Origin of the sequence: Pontibacter coccineus, from assembly GCF_030546575.1 — a bacterium.
Lineage (GTDB): Bacteria > Bacteroidota > Bacteroidia > Cytophagales > Hymenobacteraceae > Pontibacter > Pontibacter coccineus.
Map to the genome: position 1 here is coordinate 185,377 of NZ_JAUOTN010000007.1, position 21,394 is coordinate 206,770.

Below are 21,394 nucleotides of genomic sequence, written 5' to 3' on the forward strand. Positions count from 1 at the left end.
GAGATTTTGTTAGCAACATGTGCCCTTCTTTTCGCAACTTGTAGTCAGTCGTCATGGTGTCGCGGAATAGAGTTGATTATCACGCCATCGACATAACCTGCCAATGCATGTTTCACCTTTTTTACTCTGCTTTTAAAACATTTACAGGTTCTATTTGCGTTGCTCGAATGGTTTGGGACAGCACAGTCAGCAGCCCAACTAGGGCAACCAAACCAAAGCCTATACTTACATTTATAAAACTTAGATCAACCAGATTGCTGCCTATATCTTGTCTAATTAAATCACCGCCAAATAAGCCAGCCGGAACACCGATAAGTCCGGCAATCAGGATAAGAATGCCGAAATTTTTGGTAACTATCCACACCAATTCTTTATTGCTTGCTCCCAACACTTTTCTTATACCCAGTTCCTTAACGCGTGTTTCTACGGAGTAACTGGCTATTCCTAAAATGCCCAGACCAGCTATTATCATAACCATAAGGGCTAAGCCTCCAAAAATCTCCATTTCTCCACTGATTTTCTCTGGATACCGGTACTCTTTTAAGTTATAAAGATTTGCTGTTTTTTCAGGAAAATGGTTTTTCCATAAGGATTGAATGGCTTCGGTCACTTCCAGTTCTGTATTTGGCTTTATTTTTATGGTCAATGAGGCTATTTCACTAGGCAAATACCGATATATTAGAGGACGTTGTTCGCCAATTATTTCATTAGGCATGATGCCAATAACCTGTACATTGGCAAAGTCCAGCAATAGCGTTTGGCCCACTAAAGTCTCCGATTCAGACCTTATTAATTTTGCGGCAGCTTCATTCACCAACACATATTGCTCCATATTCTGCGGCATAATAGTAGGGAAATTTTGGCCCGATTTTAAGCTGATACCTTCTGTTTCAATTATTTTGGGGTCAATGCTTACGTTATACATTTCCAGAGTTTTATCTTTTAATGTTACAGAAGATTTGCCCAATTTCATCGGTTCATAAAACCAGTTAGTTGCCAAAGTCGTTTCTACCTGGCTTAACTGGCTTATTTCGTTTTGCAGGTTTTTATAATTTTCACCCTTTAAATCAAGTGTCAGCACATGGGGTGACACGGTTGAGTTAATGATGGCGTTGTTTTTTCTATCGTAATCAGCTACTATGACAACCAATATCATCAGCATGATGGTCACTGAAAACTGTACGACAATCAAAGCTTTGTAAACAGCAATACTCTGGAACAGCTTAATATTCTTCATTTTACGCAAAACCTGTATAGGCTGAAACGCTGACAACAGCCAGGACGGGAGTGCCCCTGCGACTATGCCTGTGATAACTGCGTAGGTCAACAGGCCTAAAATTAAGGTTGTGTCATAGGAAAACGCCGTATCCATTTCGGGTATGTAGTGCGTTAAAATTTCAACACATGGCATTGTAAACAACAAAGCTAATAGCGAAACAAGGGTTGACTCCATTAAAAACTGACCGATAATTTGCCTTCTTGTGGCACCTAGCGTTTTGCGAATTCCTACTTCCCGCGCTCGGGAGAAGGCGCGCGCCAATGTCAAGCTGATGTAGTTGAAAGCAGATAAAAGAGTTAAGGCTAGAATTAAAAACAGCTGTATTTTTATGCCCGTCCAATCGGTGCCTGCATCGCGGTCATTTTTAATGTCGTTGTTTCGGGGGGTAATAGCCTCTATGGGCTGTGCCGAAAACTGAAGATTGCTCTTATCCAATTTCTGATTATAGTTTTGGAGGGTTGTATTGAGCTGCGTCAAATCATCTTCTGATTTCAAACGTGCATAAATCGCTGTACTCTTAAAGTCTCCCCAATTTTGTGAACTATTAAGGATTGCTCCTTTTTTTTCCAGCATTTCGGCAGCATTCATAGAAAGCATTGCCTCAATAGGTAGATGTGTTTTTAAAGGTGGGTCCTGGATAATTCCCGCAACGGTATATGGACCTAACTTTTCAAACTGAACAGTTTGTCCTAAAGCATTGGCGTCGCCAAATATCTTTTCTGCAGTGCTTTCAGTTAAAAAAAGGGAAGTGGGACTATTGGTAAGGCTTTGTGCATTGCCTGACAACAATTTAAAGCCAAAAACATCAAAAAAAGAAGGCTCTGAAAATTTAATGTCAATAGGCACATCGCCTCCGTCGGTTTGCAAATTATGTTTTCCTGCCAGACGTACTTTTACCATTTTTTCAACAAAGGAGATATTTTCTATTTGAGGCGCCAACGGCAATGGAGCTGTTGCCCATTTGGTTTGTTCCACCTCATTTGTTTCCTGCGTGAGTATCCGCACTATTTGATCTAATTTCGGATGAAAATGATCTGTATCGTGACTGGCTTTTAGGCCTGTAAAGAGAACAACACCAACCGCCATACTCAGTGACAAGCTCAGTATATTGACTAATGAAAAAAGTTTGTTTTTCCAGAGTATCCGGATGGCGATTTTCAGATTGTTCTTTAACATGACATATAGTGCTGATTCTTAATGAAAAAGGGGCAGTTACTGAGTGAGATTCGTATCAGTTCTATTGGCAAAATTGGTTCCAGAATACAAGAGTTTAATTATCAATATTTTAGATAATTACTAATGAAACACTGTTCGATTTCGGACATTTGACTGTTCGATTTGATACAGTCAAGCACAAAATATTTTACACCCAAATGAGACTGCGGCAGGGAGATTACTATCAGTGGGTATTTGCCGTGGAGAAGCTTATTTGTAGGATCGTCAAACGCTTCTTTGTTGTCTGGGAGCATTTGTCGGGTTATACGGAAGGGTATTGTTGCTAACGGTCTTGGCTTTGCCATGGCATAGCTATGGTAAAGCTTGTGTTGTACTAAGTTTTACTTAACTAACATAAAGGCAACTAATACAGGAACTACCAGTGCCAAAAACCAAAACAGGAAATTAAATACACCAGGTATCATCAGTCTAATGTTCATTGACCAAAAGGTATCAACCGGTTTCTCTTTAAAAGCTGATAGGTAAGACCAAAATAGTAATCTGTAAATTATATAGGCCATCAATGGGACCATTAAGAGAGGTAAAGTTTTTATCTCTGAACCATATATGTTGCCCAAGGTATGCCCAATTATGAACAAGATTGCTGTTCCTAACCACAACCAGATTTCAAATTTTTTGTCTGTCAATATTTCTCTCTTGTACAGGAAAATGAGTTGTATAAAAAGTCCTAAAAGTGCAAGAAGAAATTCAAACATAATTTTAAATTAAGTGTAACGGACTTGGCTTTGCACTGTGAGGGAAATCGAAGCACCAATGTTCAGCCTAGAACTGCTGCTAATTTAACGAAAGAGGGCTGAAGTGCAAACTTCAGCCCTCATAATGCAAAGCCCTTGTTAGCGGCTGTGGTTTTTGGGTGTTCCGTTACTAATGCAATTGTATCATACTTTTGAGAAGATGTTTTATAACAAAATTCTTTGGCCTTCAGGTACGTTTGCAATATGTCCCATTTTGCCTTGTCTATATTCTTGGTAAAGTCTTGCTAAATCATCTGCGTTGTCCCCAATGAAAGGACCTCTCGCAGCAATAGTATCTCCAGTTGGTTGACCAGCATACAATATGAACCGTATTCCATCTTTACCAGCCATCATTTTCAACTCACTTGAGCCTTCTTCACCTGATATGTTTAGCCAGCCAACCTGATCTTGTGACAAGAGTTGTTCATCTTCGCCAACTTTCGCATTTCCATAAAGAACATATAGGAATGCGTTGTAATCTACTGGTATATCGAGTACAGTCGTAGCACTTGGCTCGAGTGCAATATCTGCTACAATTAACGGAACAAAATTTTGAATAGGTGATGTAAGACCTGCCAAAGTACCACTGTAAAGCGTGATGCTTACCCCGTTTTCGGATAACTTAGGTGTATTGGCCAATGATAAGTCTTGCACTCTTGGGGTGGTCCAACGGTCTTTTTTTGGAAGATTAAGCCACAACTGCAACAAACGCATTCTTGCAATGCGGTCTATCGTTTCTGTGTGAACAATACCACTTCCAGCGGTCATAATCTGGAAATCCCCGCCTTTCATTTTGTGTTTAGTATCGCCCATTTGTCCTTCCAGTAACAGCGAAACAGTTTCAAATCCTGCATGCGGATGCTCGCCACCAACAGGCTCCTCATCTTTTTTGTCAAGCATATCATCCATCAGCAGGATAAATGGGTCAGTCTGTTTAAAATCCCCTCTTACTATATGACGGGCTTTATGGTCAGGTCCTAAAAATCCAGGTTCATCGTTTGGTGTATAGACTCTTACCAATTTTCTGTTTGTTGCCATAATTCTTACTTTTTAGTTCATGATTTTACTAATCGGCACATTACTGCTTTTCTGCCTCCAATTTTTACATGATTATGTAAATTAATACTGCAAATTTACTTACTTTTGCTTACAAAATGTTAGCACTATACAAAAGGTTAGTAGTTACCTTTTAGTTAGTTGATAAAAGTAATGGCATGGCTAAATTGAAAATTAACAATCAGCAACCTTCGGAGGCGGTGTGCAAAGCAAGACTAAACCATATAGCGGATGCCTTGTATGTTATTGGTGGAAAATGGAAGCTAAGAATAATAGTTGCGCTAACCGATGGCAATAAAAGGTTTAACGAGCTACAACGTTTGGTAGATGGTATTTCCGCTAAGGTGCTCTCATCCGAGCTGAAGGAATTGGAGATGAACGGGTTTGTTAAGCGCAATGTATATACCAACACGCCAGTGGTTGTGGAATACGAACTTACGGTATATGCCGAAACGCTCAATGGCGTCTTGCAGGCACTAAGCGATTGGGGCGAAGTGCATCGAGAAAAAATCAGAGAAAGCATGCGGTAGGTCACAAGGCAAAAGAGGAATGGTAAACTTTCCTTCCTCGCTGAACTTTGCTTATTTTCTGTACCTGTTTATGGTTGGGTCTGTTACCATTACCGCTTACGGTTTTGCTATGGTGCGTTTATGCACCATAGGTCTTGTTGGCAGAGGTCATTTTTATTTTATCTGAATCAAGGTTGAGTCAGCTGGTTCTTCTTTATAGTACACTACTGCTTGACTACCGTAAATTCTTAAATCCGCTATCTCGTTTGAAGTGCGCTCTGCCCTAAACTCTCCAATCTTCTTTTCAAACAAGGGAAATTTAGTTTCATACAGGTTGTACGAGCAACAACCACTTAAAAATCCTGTGTATTGACTTCTGATTTGATATTTATCATTCTGCACAATGGTGTCTGGTGGAGCCAAGAGAGCAAAGAAGATAGAGCCTAATAAAGCACCTAAGATTCCGTCAGCTAACCATGAGAAGAAGACTATAATTGGCGAAAGTAAATACAAAGAGGAATAGTAAGTTATGGCGCTTCTGTTTTTGATGGTAACAAAGAACAGTAATACTCCTGTTGCATATATAAGCACCCTAACAAGGAACATCAGTCTATTATCGAACCCCAAGTCAAGCACTACTGAAAGCAACAGATTCAGAAGCAAGAATAAAAACATGCCAATGTGTACTTTCTTAATCATACTGCTGTTTTTCATAATTGTGATACCTGCCAACGGTTAGTGTAAACGACGGGCGAGGCCGCCGGCCGAAGGCTGTCGTTTATGCCTTGTTGCCAGATGTTCTTTTACTTTTCCCACTCTGATTTTAACACAGCCATCACTATTTTATCATGGAATTCACCATCCCTATAACACGCCTGCCTTAAACGTCCTTCAATTTTAAATCCAGCGTTCACATATGCTTTTATGCCCCCAATGTTGGGTTCAGAAACGGTTAACATGATTCTATTGAATCCAAAATCGCTAAATCCTAGTTTGAGGATTTGACGGGTAACTTCTGTTCCAATCCCTTGCCCCCAACATCGCTTCTCCCCTATAAAGATAAAAAATTCACCAGACCTGTTTAATTTTGAAATACCTGATATCCCCGCGTAGCCTATTAACTGATTAGTCTGATTGAGATAGATACCAAGATTAATACTTCTGGTATCCTCCAGCGTTTTCTCAAACCATCTGTCTACCTCTTGGTTTGTATTGATTTCTTTGAAAGAAGATAGGGAGTACTTTATAACTTCTTCATCATTGATCCAGCTATAAAAGGGAGTAACATTTGTCTTTACTAGTGGTGATAGTTTAATCATAGTGTTTATTTTGTTGATTCTAACAAGCTTCAGCTTAGTGATAATAATTCCTATTGATAAATACTATAACCAACATTAGCTTTTGCACTAATCGGTTTTCTTTATCAAGGAAATTACTGGCAACTATAGTATTTACGGCAACATACGCTTATCTGCACTATGAACGCAGTTGCTGAAATGCGCCTTCGCACTCATTTGTTTACTGGATCCAATACTTGTGGCTGAAGTAAGCATAAGTTTATATAGTTAAGCTAATATAGTTGATAACTATAGATTATCCAACGGACTGACAATTTTATCCAGCGCATGGGTGGTGATGTGGGTGTAGATCTCGGTGGTCTTGCTGCTCCGATGTCCTAGCAGCACCTGGATATACCTTAAATCTGTTCCTTGCTCCAGCAGGTGCGTGGCAAACGAATGGCGCAGGGTGTGTGGCGTGGCGGGTGCTTTCACGCCCGCCTTCTCCTTGCTGGCCCTGAACACGCTGCGAATACTCTCCACCGTGTATTGCCCGCCCGTCTGCCCCTCAAAGAGCCACATCTTGGGCTTGTACTGTTTGTAATAAGCCCTCAAACTTTCAAGTAGCTTTTGGGAGAGCAGCGTGGTGCGGTCTTTCTTGCCTTTGCCGCCACGGATCAGCAGCAGGTTGCGCTCTGACTGCACGTCCGTCAGCTTCAGGTTGATCACTTCGCCAATACGCAGGCCTCCCGCATACAAAAGCTGCAGCATGCAGCGGTGCTTCAGGTTCTCGGTCACGGACAGGATTTTCAGCACGTCCTGCTTACTGAGCACCTGCGGCAGTCGCTCGGGCTTTTCGGGCCGCTCCACCTGGCCCAGCTGCACCTCGTGCCGCAATAGCACGCGCTGGTAGTAGAACTTCACTGCATTGATCGACTGGTTCACAAACGATACGGAATAGGTGCCGGCCTGCACCATCTGGCGGTGGTAGTGGTTGATGGCCTCTTCTGAAAAAGCATGTATGCCCTCCAGCCTGCTGTCCCTGTGCGCATTCAGAAAGCGCAGGAGTAGGCCATGATAGGTGCGGATGGTACTGAGGCTGTAGTTCAGCAGGAACAGCTTCTCCACGTAGTGAAGCGGACAGGCAATATAGCCGTCGCCCTTCTGATAACATTGTTCCCAGAGCCGGGCCTGCAGGGCCATGTCCTTTACCTGCATGGTCTGCGCCAGCCATACCTGGGCTACCGCCTCCAGCTCCGTTAGAAGCTTGTGGAAACTATTGCTTTCGGGGTTGATGACAAAGCACTGCATGTCTTGCAGCCACGTGGCCACATTGCTTTGCTTCAGGCAGGTATAGGTTTCCTTGTTGTATTGGTAGCTGAGTTGCACATACTGCCTGCCCTGGTGTTCCAGAGGCTGCAGGCGCACGACGGGACGTACAGGCACCTTTCCCAATGGTTCTGCCACCCGCCTGTCCTGTTGCAGGACAACGGCTCCTTCCGCCGGGCGCAGGCGCCTGGGCCGGTACAGGTACTTTGTGTCCACCTTGGCCAGTCCCTGGAAGTGCTGATGCGTCATCTCAATAGCCTGGCTGCTACGGTGCATCACAAAGCACTTATAGGTTTTGCTGTACTTAATCCAACCAGCCTCCTTCAGTCGTTTGGAGAGGAAGGGATTGGGCTTGTGCCAGATACGAATAAAAACACTACCTGCGTGCTCTAGCGGGTTCAGGTACAAAATAGGTTGTCGATCGGGATAAGCCATGGCAAATGAGACAGTTACTGAAGGCAAAGATAAAACCTTTCTAAACCGTAGCCGTGTTATTACGCGAGTATACACGGATATACGCGGGTATAAACGCGGGTAAGTTATGAGCCAAGCCAGAACATGCATCCAGTGCGGAACAGCCATTGTAGGCAGGAGCGATAAGCGCTACTGCTCTGACCCCTGCAGACACCTGGCCAACAATACGGTCAAGGTACAGAACCAACAGGAACGCAGGATTCTCCAAATCAATGCTGCATTAAGAAAAAACCGCAGCATTCTCAAACAGCTCAGTCCACAGGGCAAGACCACCTTGCCCCGCCAGTACCTGGAGCTGGCAGGCTTTGATTTCCGCTACCTGACCCAAGTCTACCGCACCCAGAAGGGAAACACCTACCATCTCTGCTATGACTATGGGTATATGCTCCTGCCCGACGAAAAGGTGCTGATCGTGAACTGGCAGCCTTACATGGAGCAAAGCAAGGTATAGGAAATCCTTTGCTCAGGTATAGCCAAACAGAAAAGCCATACCCTTTGCAGGTATGGCTTTCCGGTATTTCAGGTATAAGGTATAGCGCTTAAGCTTCCGGCATCAGGCGCACCACCAGTCCGTCCAGGTCGGGGTTGACACGCAGCTGGCACGAGAGGCGACTGGTTGCGGTTGCGTGTGGCAGTGTTTCGAGCATGTAGGCTTCGTCGTCGCCGGGCTCAGGCAGTTCGCCGCTCTGCAGCACCTCCACGTGGCAGGTGGCGCAGATGGCCATACCGCCGCAAATAGCGGGCACATCCAGTTCGTTGGCTTTCATCACTTCCATCACCGAAAGTCCCATGTCAGTCGGGGCTTCCAGCGTCACGCGGCTGCCGTCCGGCAACTCCACGTGAATGTTGATCAGGTCCTCCATTAGTTCAGCTCCTGTATGCCGTTTACGGTGGTATACTTCAGCACAAACTTCTTATCCGGGTAGATAACGTTGTAAGCGCTCTGCGCCATCAAAGCCGACTCATGGAAGCCGCACAAAATGAGCTTGAGCTTGCCCGGATAGGTGTTGATGTCGCCGATGGCGAATACGCCCGGGATGTTGGTGGAGTAGTCCACGGTGTTCACCACAATGGCGCCCTTCTCCAGTTCCAGTCCCCAGTTCTCGAGCGGTCCCAGTTTCGGCACCAGTCCGAAAAGCGGAATGAAGTAATCGGTCTCGATCTGGTACTCGGTCTGGTTATCGATGAGTACTGTTACGCCGTCGAGTTTGCCATTGCCCTGCACCTGCGTCACGTTCGACTTCAGCAGCAGCTTGATCTGTCCTTCCTCGGCCAGGGTCAGCACTTTTTCTGCTGACTCCGGTGCTCCCCTGAAAGTAGAACCTCGGTGTACGAGTGTAAGCTCTTCGGCTACACCGGCCAGGTAGATGGCCCAGTCCAGGGCAGAGTCGCCGCCGCCGGCCAGCACTACTTTTTTGCTGCGGAAAAGCTCCGGGTCGCGCACCATGTAGGTCACGCCTTTGCCTTCAAAGGTTTCGAGGCTTTCGATAGCGGGTTTGCGGGGCTCAAAAGAACCCAGACCGCCGGCAATAGCCACTACCTTGCAGGCAATTTGGGTGCCCTCGGAAGTGCGCACAATGAACGAGCCGTCTTCCTGCTTATCGAGTTCTTCCACGCGCTCTCCCAACGTGAAAGTGGGGTGGAAAGGCTCGATCTGTTTCATCAGGTTGTCTACCAGCTCACCGGCCAGAATGGAAGGGAAGCCAGGTATATCGTAGATTGGTTTTTTAGGGTAGATCTCGGCCAGCTGGCCACCCACCACGGGCAGGGCATCTACTACGTGGCAGCGCATTTTGAGTAGCCCTGCCTCAAACACTGCGAACAGTCCCACAGGTCCTGCGCCCACAATGCATATATCGGTTGTTATTCTGTCCATTTAAAATTGTCTTTTGATCAATCAATTTTCTACCGTAAAGATACGGCCATGTGTTAAGCATCCATAGCAAATTCTATTATAAAATGGGGCGGCTCACAGCATCTGCCGCAAACCGCCCCATTTCTATTGTGCCGGATGTCGTTAAATAAGCGCTTTGTCGAGCATATCGCCTAGGTCGCTCACGCCTAAGGTGAACATGAACAACACGATGGCCAGCGCGATTTTGACGACCATAGGTATAGCGAAACCCAGGTGTCGCTTCAGGTAGGCATTTGCCGGAGGAAGATAGACAAGGGATAGAAGTAAGTAGGCTATACCTGGCACAGGATGCACCAACACCAGGTTCAGTACACCCACTGTTGCGACTACCAGGCCAAAAAACCAGCCGAGTAGGGGATAAGTTAAGGTTTGGGCTTTCATGACGCTACTGCTTAACTTCCTGCAAACGGGGTTCCGAAGATGCCGACAGCCAGCTCCGCCCAAATGAGGAAGAGGACCAGCAAAATAAGGCCAATGATGACGAGCCGGGATTCGGTGTTTTTAACTTTCCGGATCACGAGCTCCGCCATGAGCCCCGTGCCAAGCAGCAGGATGCCCATGATCACAAAATCGCCTAGATCCCAGTCTACCTCGCTCGTAAACTGCATGGCGATGAGGGGAATAAGCAGCAGGCCAACTACTGTGAGTACAATGCCGAAAAGTCTTTTGTTTTGCGTTATCATATCTGTTTTTAGTTTAGAATGTATGTGATTTGTTTTTTTTGATTCCTGAAATGTTAAAAGTCCAGCAGCATCAGGTCGATCTTGTCAAACAACTCGGCCACACCCAGCGCTGACCAGATGATGAAGAGGCCCAAAATGGTCTTGGCTGCCAGTGGAATAGAGAAGCCCGTCACCTCCTGTAGTATAGCCGTCATGGGAGGGAAGTAGGCGAACGATAGCAGGATAATGAACAGGCCATAGCCGGCGTCGTTGCCCCAAAACGTGTTGATGAATCCGATCGCCAGAAAGAGGAAGCCAAACAGCCAGCTGACCAAACTCCCGAGTTGCAATGTTTTTTCCATAAGGTATTTCAGGTATTATGATGAAGAGAAATTGACTTATTTAAATCCGAAAATAAGGGGAAAGAGGAACACGACCACAATCGTCCAGACAAAGTAGACCGGAATGTAGAGCACAATGGACCGCCCGACTTCGGTGATGGCGGCCTTACGGGCGGCCGCTTTGTAGAGCATGACCGTGACAATGAGCAGATGCACCAGCATGAGCACATTTCCGCCCATGACAGCCACCCTGTTGGGCGTGATGCCCCACTCCGAAATGCGGAACGAAATAGCCGACAACGCAATGCCATTCACGATTACCGTCACGACCGAGAGCATGAGCAACACCCACACGCCCGAAGCAGCGCCTGACCGGTTGGAGCTCTCGGCCACCGAGAAAAAGATCAACGCCATCACCCCGATCAGGAGCACATTGAAGAGCAGCAGAAACTCACGGTCGTTGTAAGGGTCTTTGCCGGAATAGATAATGGCTCCCAGGTAGATCACCAGCATCACCAGCACCAGCGGACTGAAGATTTTGGCGATAACGGGCGACACTTTGTTGACCAGCTGCGGATTGTTCTGGGTCAGGTAGGCAGCCACGACCGGAACCGCCGGCAGACCGAAGGCCACAATGTATTCAAAGTAAAACTCCTCGATCCGGAACCCGATCAGCGCGAACAAGCCAATCGTTATACCTGTCATCATGCCACCAGCGATCACGAGCAGCGCCGACATCACCGCCAGATCGCCGTTGAAGCGCAGGAAGCCAAGGCGCTTATCAGCCAGGTGGAGTTCATTTCCGGCATACGATACACCCAGCAGCACCCAGAGCAGCAGCGGCAAGTGAATACAGGCCAGCATCAATGTGTCGCTCTGGTTGTCGGGCAGTAAGTTGATGTAGACGAGGCAGACTGCTGTGATGCCACCGATAAAAGCGATCCGGTTAGCCGGTAGGTTGTTTCTCCAGGCGAAGTAGGCCATCAGGGGCGGGAGCACAAAAAAGCTGAGGTTGCGCGGGTAGTAGAAGTCTTCGCTGATCGGGAAAATGGCGGGCAATTTAACCAGTATACCTGCCACCAGCGCGGCGATCACCACAAACAAAAATTCCCGGTTGAAGCGCCAGAAAACATCCTCCGCCTCGTAGTTCAGTCGCTCGTGCCAGAAGCCAGCCAGCGCATGGTCCCGCACCTGCGGGAAAATGCCGGTGAACTCCTGTTTAAAGCCCGCCTTGTTGGACCGGTACAGCTTCTCCAGTTGTCCGGGGTCGTTCAGGTGCGATAGTATTTGCTCTTTCATGGGGCTATACCTTGGTTTATTTATCAAAGCCATCTGTAGTGTTGTGGTCGCCTAATCCCAGAGTGTGCCTACTAAACCCAACACAGAGCCAAGCCACAGGCCTACCAGGTAAATCAGCACACTGAGTACCACCGCGATGCCCTTGTGAATACCGAGCCTGCGATGATAGTGGAGCAGCATGTAGTTAATGAAACCGCCGAGCGCGCCGGCCATGGTAACGACAAGGAGCGGCCTGATCATCCACAGCTTGCCCCAGGCTGGATCAGGATGCTGTACACCAGCAAGGAATAAAGCGATCAGGGCTAGTCCGAAGGCGGCACCGGTCAGGGCGCGTCTGCCTGCCGCAGCGGCCTGCACAGGTTGGTTTTGATACTCGTTTTGCTGTACCATCTTATTTTTGAGTTAAAGTCTATAAATAGTTTTTGAAAGTCCGTAAAGTACTTTGAACTTCAAAGTATAGCGACAAAAAAAATTAATCGCCTTGCCTGTTGTTTAAAATCAACTGCTCCAAGGCATCCAGGTGACTCTTGAAGGCCTCACGGCCGGCATCCGTTGCCTGGTAGGTAGTGTTGGGCTTGCGTCCGACAAACTGTTTCTCCACTTGCAGGTACCCGGCTTCTTCCAGCGCCCGCAGGTGACTGGCCAGGTTGCCATCGGTCAGTTGCAGGGTTTCTTTCAGCGTGTTGAAGTCCACTCTGTCATCCACCAGCAGCACCGACATAATGCCCAGTCGCGCCTTGCTTTCGAAGGCCTTGTTTATATTTTCCAGGTATTCTTTCACCGGTTTGCTAGCGTTCGTATTTAAAGTACACCAGCGCGCCATACACAATGTGCAACATGCCAAAACCCACCGTCCACAGCATCAGGCCATAGCCGACAAACACGCTGGCAACCAGGCCGAGGATAATTTCGATGATGCCCAGGTAACGAATATCACCCAGGGTATACTTGCTGCCGTTGAGCAGGGCCAGACCATAGAAAATCAGCATGGCAGGTGCTACCAGGTATAGAATGTTGTGGTATAGCAAGATGGCACAAAACACACCACCAGCAGCCAAAGGTATTGCCAGGTTCACCAGTAGCCGCTTCGATTGGTTGTCCCAGGTGCGTTGGTTCTTTTTGCGGGCATTGCGCGCTGTGAAATAGGTGGCCGTGCCAAAGGCCAGCACCATTACCCCAACCGCCACCGCCAATACAAAAAGAACGTCCTCACGACGGAAGTTGCTGGCCAGGTCGTTGTAATAATTGATGTTGTGCTGGCTGAAGTACCACTTGACCACTGCCGCACCCAAAAGTGCTGACAAGCCTGCAAATACACCGGACAACCCGCTCAGGGAGATAAAGCGGGATGAGCGATCCATGATGTTGCGGATCTCTTGCAGGGCTTCTAGCTGGTCTTGCTGCTGGTTCATGTTAAAGTACTTTGAGTTTCAAAGTTAATACAGGTTTACGTAAAGTCAAGCCTTGGGGCTAAATTATTTTGGAAATTTATGAGGTGATGGCATATCCGGATTTATAGAATGTTTAGAGCAGAGGCCATGATATTTCGCTATTTCCCCCTGGCAAGGTATAGCATATGGCAACAAAGTCACTATGGCAGGTATAGCCGAATCAGCTATACCTTCAGAATCAATCACACCTACTCTAATCAACTATACCTGTCTCTGTCAACTATACTTGGAAACTAAAAGGCATTGGCCATATACCCAGGTATACAGCCAATGCCTTGCAGGTATAGCGAGTGCTTTGTCTCAGACTATTTCTCCATCTCCTTTTGCTTGACAGGTTTCTTCAGCTTCTCAGACTCCCACAGGGCCACAAAAGGCTCCTCATCAGCGGCCCAGTAGCCTCGTTTCATAAATCCGGTATTGAACCCGAAAGCCGCCCTGCCCGCAGCGTCCATCGACAGGATGCCCCGGTCGCCCTGCAGCTTGTCAGCGTGCAACTCAATAGCCTTGTCGGTGGCCGCCTGCAGGGAGTTGCCGGCATACTTCATCATGGCGTATACCTCGTGGGCAAGCGCACCCCGCATAATCGACTCGCCTTCGCCGGTGCAGCTTACGGCGCATACCTCATTGGTTGCAAAAGTGCCCCCGCCAATGATAGGCGTATCCCCCACACGGCCTTTCATCTGGTCCGTCAGGCCGCCGGTGGAGGTGGCCGCTGCCAGGTTGCCGTTTATGTCCAAGGCCACAGCGCCTACTGTATCAGTCATGGAGCCCGGCATTCTTTTCTTCTCAGCTCTTTCGAGCTGCTTGTCTAACCAGGCCTCTTTTTTCTCGGTTGTCACAAAATATTCGGGGCCCTTCAGGGGTAGGTTGTTGGCGAGGGCAAATTCCTCAGCTCCAGTCCCCACCAGCAGGCAGTGTTTGCATTTCTGCAGGATCACTTTCGCCAGACTAATGGGGTGCTGTACATAGCGCACACTGCCCACAGCCCCGACCCGGAGGGTATTGCCGTCCATTATGGCGGCATCAAACTCCGTTTCTCCGCGCTGTGTCAGGCTGGCACCTCGCCCGGCATTGAACGCCGGGTTACGCTCCATGCTATTGACGGCCGCTTCTACTGCATCCAGGGCGCTGCCCCCTTTTTCCAGCACGTCATAGCCTTCTTTCAGGGCGTCGGCCAGGCCTTGTCTGTATGCTTCTTCTTTTTTCTTGTCAAGCTCGCTGGGCTTCACTGTCTCAGCCCCGCCGTGAATCGCAATCGCAAATTTTTTCATAGTTGTTCTTATTCATTTAATGGAACCTCTGGTGCAGCGAGGCGTTTTATTCTGTGTCTTGCAGGCCGCACTCCAACGCATCAGCGGCTGCCATCTGGTTTCAGAGGCAGCCGCTGTAGGGGAGAACCTGATTTAAAATGAATCCTGCTCGAGCGAGGAAATGTGCCGGTGCTGGATGATGCGGAAACTCTCCACCATTTTTACGGACTCCGGAATGTCTTCCGAGAACAGGGCGATGAAAGAGCCCTCCGGAGCATACTCCATGGCATGGGCCAGGGCGCGGCTCTCCTGGTTTATCTCCGTCACTTTCATGCCAGGCTTCACCGACATAATGCCCTGCTTGAGCAGGCCGTTGATCTCTTCTCCGGTTCTGCCGCGCAGGTCCTTGTCCTGCCGGATGATGATCTCGTCGAAGGTTTCGGCTGCAATACGTCCGATCTCGATCGTGTCTTCTTCCAGACGGTCGCCCACGCCCGCTATGATGCCAATCTTGTAGGAAGCGTGCACATTGTCGATGAAATCCGCGATGGCCTCCATGCTGGCAATGTTGTGGGCATAGTCGATGAGCACTTCGTAGCGCGGCAGCTTGAAGAGGTTCATGCGGCCAGGTGTAGTTTCGGCGGACGGGATAAACGTGCGCAGGGCAGTCCTGATCTCGGGTATTTCGAAGTGGTTGATATACCCGGCCAAGGTAGCTGCCAGCACGTTCTGGATGTTAAAGCGGGCACGGCCCCCAAAGGTCAGCGGGATGTCGGCCACGCGGTCCACTCTGATCTTGTAGGTGTTCTTGAAGATGGAGATATACCCGTTTTCGAGCACGGCGGCCAGTCCGCCTTTGCTGATGTGCTGCAGGATGCGCGGGTTGTTTTCGTCTAAACTAAAGAAAGCCACTTTGCAGGAAAGCCCGGTCGCCATATCGTAAACCAGGTTATCGTCGGCATTGAGCACAGCATAGCCGTTCTGGCACACCGTACGAGGGATCACCGCCTTCACATCAGCCATTTCCTCCACAGTGTTGATGTCTCCCAGACCCAGGTGGTCTGCCGACACGTTGGTCACGATGCCGATGTCACACTGCCGGAAGGCCAGGCCGGAGCGTAGCATACCTCCACGGGCACACTCCAATACGGCATAGTTCACCGTAGGATCTTTGAGCACAAACTCACTGCTGTAAGACCCGGTGGTATCGCCTTTGATGATCTTCTTATCCTGTATGTAAATACCGTCTGTCGTGGTATAGCCTACCTGAAAGCCCTTGAACTTGAGCATATGCGCCACCAGCCGGGTAGTGGTGGTCTTGCCGTTGGTGCCCGTGATGGCCACAATAGGTATACGGGTCGGGGTGCTGTGTGGGAAGAGCATGTTGATGATCGGCTCGGCCACGTTGCGGGGCAACCCCTCAGTCGGGGAAATGTGCATACGCAGCCCGGGAGCAGCATTCACTTCGATCACCGAGCCCCTTGTTTCGGGCAGCGGGATAGCAATGTCGCTTGTCATCACATCGATGCCGCAGACGTCCAGTCCGATGATACCGGCGATACGCTCGGCCATCAGCACATTGTAAGGGTGCACCAGGTCCGTTACGTCGGTGGCAGTGCCGCCTGTGCTGAGGTTAGCCGTACTTTTCAGGTATAGCACTTCGCCCGCAGGCAACACCGATTGCAGCGTCAGGCCTTTGTCTTTGAGCAGGCTGCGGGTATGCCTGTCTATTTTGATGTGCGTGAGCGCCTTTTCGTGGCCTATACCTCGCCGTGGGTCTTTGTTCACCTCCTTTACCAGCTGCTGTATGGTCGAGATGCCATTGCCGGTGACCATGGCGGGTGTGCGTCTGGCAGCGGCGGTGAACTTGCCATTGATGACCAGCAGGCGGTAATCGTCGCCGGTGATGAACTGCTCCACCATTACCTTCTTCGAGAATCGCTGTGCCTCAGTCAGGGCGCGCATAGCCTCTTTCCAGGTGTTGATGTTGATGGTGGCGCCCTTTCCCTGGTTGCCGTCCAAGGGCTTAACTACTACAGGGTAGCCAAGTTCCTCTACTGCGGTTTCCAGTTCGTCTGCATCGATCACAATGCTGCCACGCGGCACCGGTATACCTGCCTCGTCCAGGATGAGCTTGGTGGCGTTTTTGTTACCGGCATTCTCAACAGCAAAAAAGGAGGTGCGGGACGTCATGGCAGCCTGTATGTGCTTTTGGTGGATGCCGTACCCCAGCTGGATAAGCCCGCTGCGAAGGTTGTTGATATAGGGTATACCTCTGTTCACGGCCTCCCTTACAATGGCCTCCGTGGTCGGGCCAAAATACTCATCCTCCCGGATCTGGTGCAGTTTAACGATGTCCTGCACAATACTCGGCTTCTTGCCTTTGGCCATCAGTTCGGCAATGCGCACCGCGGCGTGGGCCGCATACTCACCGGCGCGTTCCTGCTGGTAGGAAAACAGCACATAGTCCACACCCGGTGCAGGGCCGGCGTAGCGCCTTCCGTAGCCACTGTTCATGCCGGCCAGCGTTTGCAGCTCGAGCGCGATGTGCTGTACTACTTTGCTAAACGTGGTGCCTTCGCGCACGAGCTTGAAAAAACCACCAGGTGTACCTTTGGAAGAGCGATGCTCATACATACCCGGGAAAAGCTTTTCCAGTCGCTCCGGAAATTGCGGTACTTCATTCGTGAGGACGTCCTGCAGGTTTTCCAGATCGAGCTTCAGGACAATAATTTTAGGATGCTTGATGGACCAGTAGTTTGGTCCACGCATGATCCTCATTTCAAGTATTCTCATTGCTTTCAAGCTTCAGGTTTGAGCCTGTACAAAACAGGTCGCGTGCCGCAAGGGCCGTGCATAAGATTTGTACGGATAAGGCGCCGAATGGGAGAACGTTGGCGTCGCAAATAGGTCTTCAAATTCTCAAAAATGAGTAGTTCGGCCAGGAATGAGTAGTTAGCCAAAATAAAAGGCGGTTAGTACAGGGGCAACTTCCGTATTAGTACGCCTTTTACTAAAATGGCTGCCTTAAGATCATCTATTAAAAACCCCCGCTTACTTCGATCGTTTAATAAGTGTGTGTTTTGTCTAAAAACATATTTAATAAGTTATATAAGGATATTTAATACAACGCTATGGCACGAGATTATCAGGATGACTATGGTAGTGGCGATTACCGCTCCCACCAGGAGAACCAGGGGTTTTTTGACCGAATAGGCGATAAAATCAGCAATGCATGGGAGCGTATAAGAGGCGATGAGGACGAGCGGCGTCAAAGTCGCAGTGCGCATTACCCTTATTCAGGAGAAAGTGATCGCGGAGGCTACCGCTCGTCGGCTTACGGTTCGGGGGATTCAGCAGGCCATGAGCAGGACACCCGTTACGGGCAGTCACAGATGGGCAGGTATAGCCCGCAGCGCTCCGAAGGCAGCAGGTATGGAGACACCTCCCGATCCGGGCAAGGCTGGAGCAGCAGCGGTTACAGCGGACGTATGTCTGATTACGGAAGTTCCTCGCAGCAGCACGGCCAGTCGCAGGGCGGAGGCGGTTATGGCAGTTCGCAGGGTTATGGCCACACTTCGTCTCAGGGTAGCGGCTATGGACAAAGCGGTTCTCCTTACGGAGCAGGCGCCAGCGGCGGTGAGTACGGCGCTTCCGATCCGGCAAACTATGGCAGCACCCAGCGCGACTACGGCAGCTCTTCTGGCTACGGGCGTAGTTCTATGGGCTTCCCGCGCGGTTCTGATTATGGCAGTGGCGGATCCGGCTCTATGGGTGGCGGCTATTTCGGGAGTGGGGCAGGACCCTGGAGCGGCGGACCTTACGGCGAAACCGGCACCGCGGGCTACAGAGCGGACAGCGGTTCGCAGCGAGGCATTGGCGGCAACTCCGGCCTGAGCCAACAGGGAAGGAGCGGACACATGGGCAGCGCAGGCGGCTACAGTAGCTCTGACTATGATTATTCCCGCCGGGAGCAGTGGCGCCGGGGCCATCCGGACCAAAGCTACGGCAGTGACCGGGACCGATAACGCACTTAGTATAGGAAATAAAAAAGGGATCGCTTGCAGCGGTCCCTTTTTTATTTGGCAATCATCTGTCTGGCATCTTCTACCGTTTCTGCCGACTTGATCAGGCGGTCGAGCCCCAGGATCTCAAACACGTTCCGGATCTTAGGCTGCATGTTCACCATCACCAGGTCCATCTCCTTCAGTTTACATGCCTGGAAGGCAGCCAACAACACGCCCAACCCGGCCGAAGAAATATAGGTCAATTCACCGCATTCGATCAGCACAAAGCCCGATGAGGCAGCAATCGCCTCTTCAAGTGCATTGTCGGCGTACACAGACGAACTGGCGTCGAGCTCTCCCTTGAACCGAAGCAATGCACCCTTGCCAATTGTATCTGTCGTCACGCTAAAAGTTTTCATTTATCGTCGTTTTCTTCTTGTATTCAATCACCAGGCTCCCGGGCAGTTCAGCTACCGAAAAAAAGTGATTGGTTTGTGTTATTGCCTCTCATACGCAAAAATGTAACTCAGGCTGTCCTGCCTCCGGGGCACATGCCTTTCAAAGGTATAAGAAAAATTTTCCTTTCAACGCCATGCCTGCCAGTCTACGCCTGGTTGGTGATTAATTCCGCTTATAATCGTAGTAAATACGTATACGATTCTGTAGTAAATACTGAATTTTTACTAATGCATCAGTTTTAAGTGTCATGTAGGGCGGGTGCAATTGTACATTCAGTTATTTATGATGAAAATTGTTGGCAGATGGGCGTCTGGTTCAATCCATGTTAGACCAATTGACGTCCATTTTTGACCTTCTGTGCAGCATACCCGGCTCTTTTCTACTTTTCCTGCCCTTGAGATTGCCAGACAGAGAGGTCAGTTGTGACCTTTGATACGAACTTAGAACATGATAAAACTTATAATCACCGATGACCATAAAATAGTACGTGATGGCTTGAAAGCGCTGCTGAAAGACCATGGTGCTGTGCATGTGGTTGGTGAGGCTGCCAGCGGCAGCGAATTGCTTGATTTATTGCCTGAAGTTGACGCGAATATTGTACTGATGGACCTCAGTATGCCGGGAATGGATGGTTTTGATACAGTAGCTCATATCCTGGAGCATTATCCTGCGCTTAAGGTGGTAGTGCTCTCGATGCTGAGCCATGAAAAGTATGTGAGCCGCATGATGGAACTTGGCGCTTCGGGCTACATCCTCAAAAATGCGGGCAAAGAAGAACTCTGCTGTGCCCTGCAGATCATCGCGCAGGGGTGCTGCTACATCAGCCCGGAAGTGACGCTGGAACTGCTGCGGAAAGTAAAGCAGCTGCCAGGCGAAATGCTGTCTTCAAACGGAAGTGCGGAGGAACACCGCGAACTTTCTAAGCGTGAACTGGAGGTGCTCTCCCTGATCGGGGAGGGCTATACCAATGCCGAAATAGCTGAGAAGCTGTTTACAAGCAAGCGCACCGTCGAAACCCACCGGCAGAACCTGCTCGACAAAACGAAAGCCCGGAACACGGCGGCGCTTATCAAATACGCCCTGCAACGCGGCCTGATTTCCTGATTCGCTAAAAAGAAAAGCATAGGCAAGCGCGTCTGCCCGCAGAAGAGCCATCTCAAAGTTGATTTCAGGTATAGCAGCGCTCCGTGCCTGCGGTATTTTCGTATCTTGAGATGAAATCAAAGCCACACAGTGCCATGCCTCAGAACCGTACCGTTGCGCGACTCCTTTTTGCTGAAGAAACAGACATGGGTGGCCTGCCGCTGCGGCAGCCACTGCCCACCAGTCAGGTAGAACAGCACGATCCGTTTCTGTTGTTGCATCATCTTACCACCACTGTCCAGCAGTCGGATTACCCATACAAGCTAGGGGTAGATCCGCATCCGCACCGTGGCTTTTCGCCGGTCACGTTCGTGTACCAGGGAGGTGTGCACCACCGCGACTCCCGCGGTAACGACAGTGTGGTGTGGGCGGGCGGCACGCAGTGGATGAACGCAGCCCGGGGCATCGTACACAGCGAGCGCCCGCCCCGTGAAATGCAGGAGCAGGGGGGCGTGCAGGAGATCGTACAGTTGTGGGTGAACACCCCGAAGTCGCTTAAAATGGAACAGCCTGCTTATTTTGCCCTGCAAGCAGAAGATACTCCTGTGATCTCTGAAGACGAGGGGGGCGTGCAAATAGCTGTGGTGGCGGGAGAATACAAAAGCACAAGAGGACCTGTCAACTCCCCAAGCACTGCGATGGTGCTCCGGCTCACGCTGCAGCCGGGTGGGCGGTGCACCCTTCCTATACCTGCCGATCACAACGCCATGCTATACCTGCTCGATGGCCAGGTGATGCTGGAAGGCTACGGACTGGTGGATGGCCAGCACTTGGCGCTCCTGAACAGAGAGGGCGAGTCTTGCACGATCACTGCCCGCCAGGACACGCGCCTGCTTTTACTGTCAGGGAAGCCGCTGGATGAACCGCTGGCCATGCACGGGCCTTTCGTGATGAACACGCAAACCGAAGTGATGCAGGCCATGCGCGACTACCAGATGGGCAAAATGGGGATGCTGTTCGAGTAAGTGGATCA

At 49.5% G+C, this 21,394-nt stretch carries 23 protein-coding genes; 5 read left to right on the forward strand and 18 right to left on the reverse strand.

Annotation, left to right across the window (positions count from 1 at the left end; all coding sequences use genetic code 11):
- Nucleotides 1-121: 121 nt before the first annotated feature.
- From Q4E40_RS16375 to Q4E40_RS16385, 3 genes are all read right to left on the reverse strand, one after another.
- Complete coding sequence (locus tag Q4E40_RS16375) at nt 122-2,455, reverse strand: ABC transporter permease (RefSeq protein ID WP_303413659.1); 2,334 nt, start codon at nt 2,453-2,455, stop codon at nt 122-124.
- A gap of 380 nt (nt 2,456-2,835) precedes the next feature.
- Nucleotides 2,836-3,210: a hypothetical protein gene (locus Q4E40_RS16380; RefSeq protein ID WP_303413661.1), complete on the reverse strand. Its 375-nt coding sequence runs from the start codon at nt 3,208-3,210 to the stop codon at nt 2,836-2,838.
- 204 nt (nt 3,211-3,414) lie between these two features.
- On the reverse strand, nt 3,415-4,287 hold the full coding sequence (locus Q4E40_RS16385) for a pirin family protein (RefSeq protein ID WP_303413663.1): 873 nt from the start codon (nt 4,285-4,287) through the stop codon (nt 3,415-3,417).
- 176 nt (nt 4,288-4,463) lie between these two features.
- Between Q4E40_RS16385 and Q4E40_RS16390 the strand changes: the two genes are divergently transcribed.
- A complete protein-coding gene (locus tag Q4E40_RS16390; RefSeq protein WP_303413665.1) occupies nt 4,464-4,835 on the forward strand; it encodes a winged helix-turn-helix transcriptional regulator in 372 nt (123 codons plus the stop codon).
- A 153-nt stretch (nt 4,836-4,988) separates the two neighbouring features.
- Here Q4E40_RS16390 and Q4E40_RS16395 read toward each other — a convergent pair whose 3' ends face one another.
- From Q4E40_RS16395 to Q4E40_RS16405, 3 genes are all read right to left on the reverse strand, one after another.
- Nucleotides 4,989-5,513, reverse strand: a complete 525-nt coding sequence (locus Q4E40_RS16395) for a hypothetical protein (protein ID WP_303413667.1) — start codon at nt 5,511-5,513, stop codon at nt 4,989-4,991.
- 104 nt (nt 5,514-5,617) lie between these two features.
- Nucleotides 5,618-6,133: a GNAT family N-acetyltransferase gene (locus Q4E40_RS16400; protein ID WP_303413668.1), complete on the reverse strand. Its 516-nt coding sequence runs from the start codon at nt 6,131-6,133 to the stop codon at nt 5,618-5,620.
- Nucleotides 6,134-6,400: 267 nt separating this feature from the next.
- Nucleotides 6,401-7,855, reverse strand: coding sequence for a tyrosine-type recombinase/integrase (locus tag Q4E40_RS16405; RefSeq protein ID WP_303413670.1), 1,455 nt, complete (start codon nt 7,853-7,855; stop codon nt 6,401-6,403).
- Between the two features lie 106 nt (nt 7,856-7,961).
- Between Q4E40_RS16405 and Q4E40_RS16410 the strand changes: the two genes are divergently transcribed.
- Entirely contained in the window at nt 7,962-8,345 is a 384-nt protein-coding gene (locus Q4E40_RS16410) for a hypothetical protein (RefSeq protein ID WP_303413672.1), read from the forward strand.
- An 88-nt stretch (nt 8,346-8,433) separates the two neighbouring features.
- Here Q4E40_RS16410 and Q4E40_RS16415 read toward each other — a convergent pair whose 3' ends face one another.
- From Q4E40_RS16415 to cphA, 11 genes are all read right to left on the reverse strand, one after another.
- Complete coding sequence (locus tag Q4E40_RS16415; RefSeq protein ID WP_303413673.1) at nt 8,434-8,757, reverse strand: 2Fe-2S iron-sulfur cluster-binding protein; 324 nt, start codon at nt 8,755-8,757, stop codon at nt 8,434-8,436.
- Nucleotides 8,757-9,770, reverse strand: a complete 1,014-nt coding sequence (locus Q4E40_RS16420; protein WP_303413674.1) for an NAD(P)/FAD-dependent oxidoreductase — start codon at nt 9,768-9,770, stop codon at nt 8,757-8,759. Before Q4E40_RS16420 ends, Q4E40_RS16415 begins: the two co-directional genes overlap by 1 nt.
- 141 nt (nt 9,771-9,911) lie before the next feature.
- Nucleotides 9,912-10,190: a hypothetical protein gene (locus Q4E40_RS16425; RefSeq protein ID WP_303413675.1), complete on the reverse strand. Its 279-nt coding sequence runs from the start codon at nt 10,188-10,190 to the stop codon at nt 9,912-9,914.
- An 11-nt stretch (nt 10,191-10,201) separates the two neighbouring features.
- On the reverse strand, nt 10,202-10,492 hold the full coding sequence (locus Q4E40_RS16430; RefSeq protein WP_303413676.1) for a hypothetical protein: 291 nt from the start codon (nt 10,490-10,492) through the stop codon (nt 10,202-10,204).
- 53 nt (nt 10,493-10,545) lie between these two features.
- The gene (locus Q4E40_RS16435; protein WP_303413678.1) at nt 10,546-10,833 is read right to left on the reverse strand and encodes a hypothetical protein; all 288 of its coding nucleotides are present in this window, start codon (nt 10,831-10,833) and stop codon (nt 10,546-10,548) included.
- 36 nt (nt 10,834-10,869) lie between these two features.
- Nucleotides 10,870-12,111, reverse strand: coding sequence for a hypothetical protein (locus Q4E40_RS16440; protein ID WP_303413680.1), 1,242 nt, complete (start codon nt 12,109-12,111; stop codon nt 10,870-10,872).
- 51 nt (nt 12,112-12,162) lie between these two features.
- Nucleotides 12,163-12,501, reverse strand: coding sequence for a potassium transporter KefB (locus tag Q4E40_RS16445; RefSeq protein ID WP_303413681.1), 339 nt, complete (start codon nt 12,499-12,501; stop codon nt 12,163-12,165).
- Nucleotides 12,502-12,583: 82 nt separating this feature from the next.
- Nucleotides 12,584-12,892: a winged helix-turn-helix domain-containing protein gene (locus Q4E40_RS16450; protein ID WP_303413683.1), complete on the reverse strand. Its 309-nt coding sequence runs from the start codon at nt 12,890-12,892 to the stop codon at nt 12,584-12,586.
- Between the two features lie 7 nt (nt 12,893-12,899).
- Nucleotides 12,900-13,523, reverse strand: a complete 624-nt coding sequence (locus Q4E40_RS16455; RefSeq protein WP_303413685.1) for a hypothetical protein — start codon at nt 13,521-13,523, stop codon at nt 12,900-12,902.
- A 344-nt stretch (nt 13,524-13,867) separates the two neighbouring features.
- Complete coding sequence (locus Q4E40_RS16460; protein WP_303413687.1) at nt 13,868-14,833, reverse strand: isoaspartyl peptidase/L-asparaginase family protein; 966 nt, start codon at nt 14,831-14,833, stop codon at nt 13,868-13,870.
- Nucleotides 14,834-14,965: 132 nt separating this feature from the next.
- Nucleotides 14,966-17,608, reverse strand: coding sequence for a cyanophycin synthetase (cphA, locus tag Q4E40_RS16465; protein WP_303413688.1), 2,643 nt, complete (start codon nt 17,606-17,608; stop codon nt 14,966-14,968).
- 338 nt (nt 17,609-17,946) lie between these two features.
- Here cphA and Q4E40_RS16470 point away from each other — a divergent pair, with 338 nt between their 5' ends.
- Nucleotides 17,947-18,840, forward strand: a complete 894-nt coding sequence (locus Q4E40_RS16470; protein WP_303413689.1) for a hypothetical protein — start codon at nt 17,947-17,949, stop codon at nt 18,838-18,840.
- 50 nt (nt 18,841-18,890) lie between these two features.
- Here Q4E40_RS16470 and Q4E40_RS16475 read toward each other — a convergent pair whose 3' ends face one another.
- A complete protein-coding gene (locus Q4E40_RS16475) occupies nt 18,891-19,238 on the reverse strand; it encodes an STAS domain-containing protein (protein WP_303413690.1) in 348 nt (115 codons plus the stop codon).
- A gap of 487 nt (nt 19,239-19,725) precedes the next feature.
- On the opposite strand from Q4E40_RS16475, the gene Q4E40_RS16480 reads away from it, so the two are divergent.
- Together Q4E40_RS16480 and Q4E40_RS16485 are read left to right on the forward strand one after the other, a co-directional pair.
- Nucleotides 19,726-20,382, forward strand: coding sequence for a response regulator (locus Q4E40_RS16480; RefSeq protein ID WP_303413692.1), 657 nt, complete (start codon nt 19,726-19,728; stop codon nt 20,380-20,382).
- A gap of 110 nt (nt 20,383-20,492) precedes the next feature.
- The gene (locus Q4E40_RS16485; protein ID WP_303413694.1) at nt 20,493-21,386 is read left to right on the forward strand and encodes a pirin family protein; all 894 of its coding nucleotides are present in this window, start codon (nt 20,493-20,495) and stop codon (nt 21,384-21,386) included.
- The last annotated feature ends 8 nt before the right edge of the window (nt 21,387-21,394 follow it).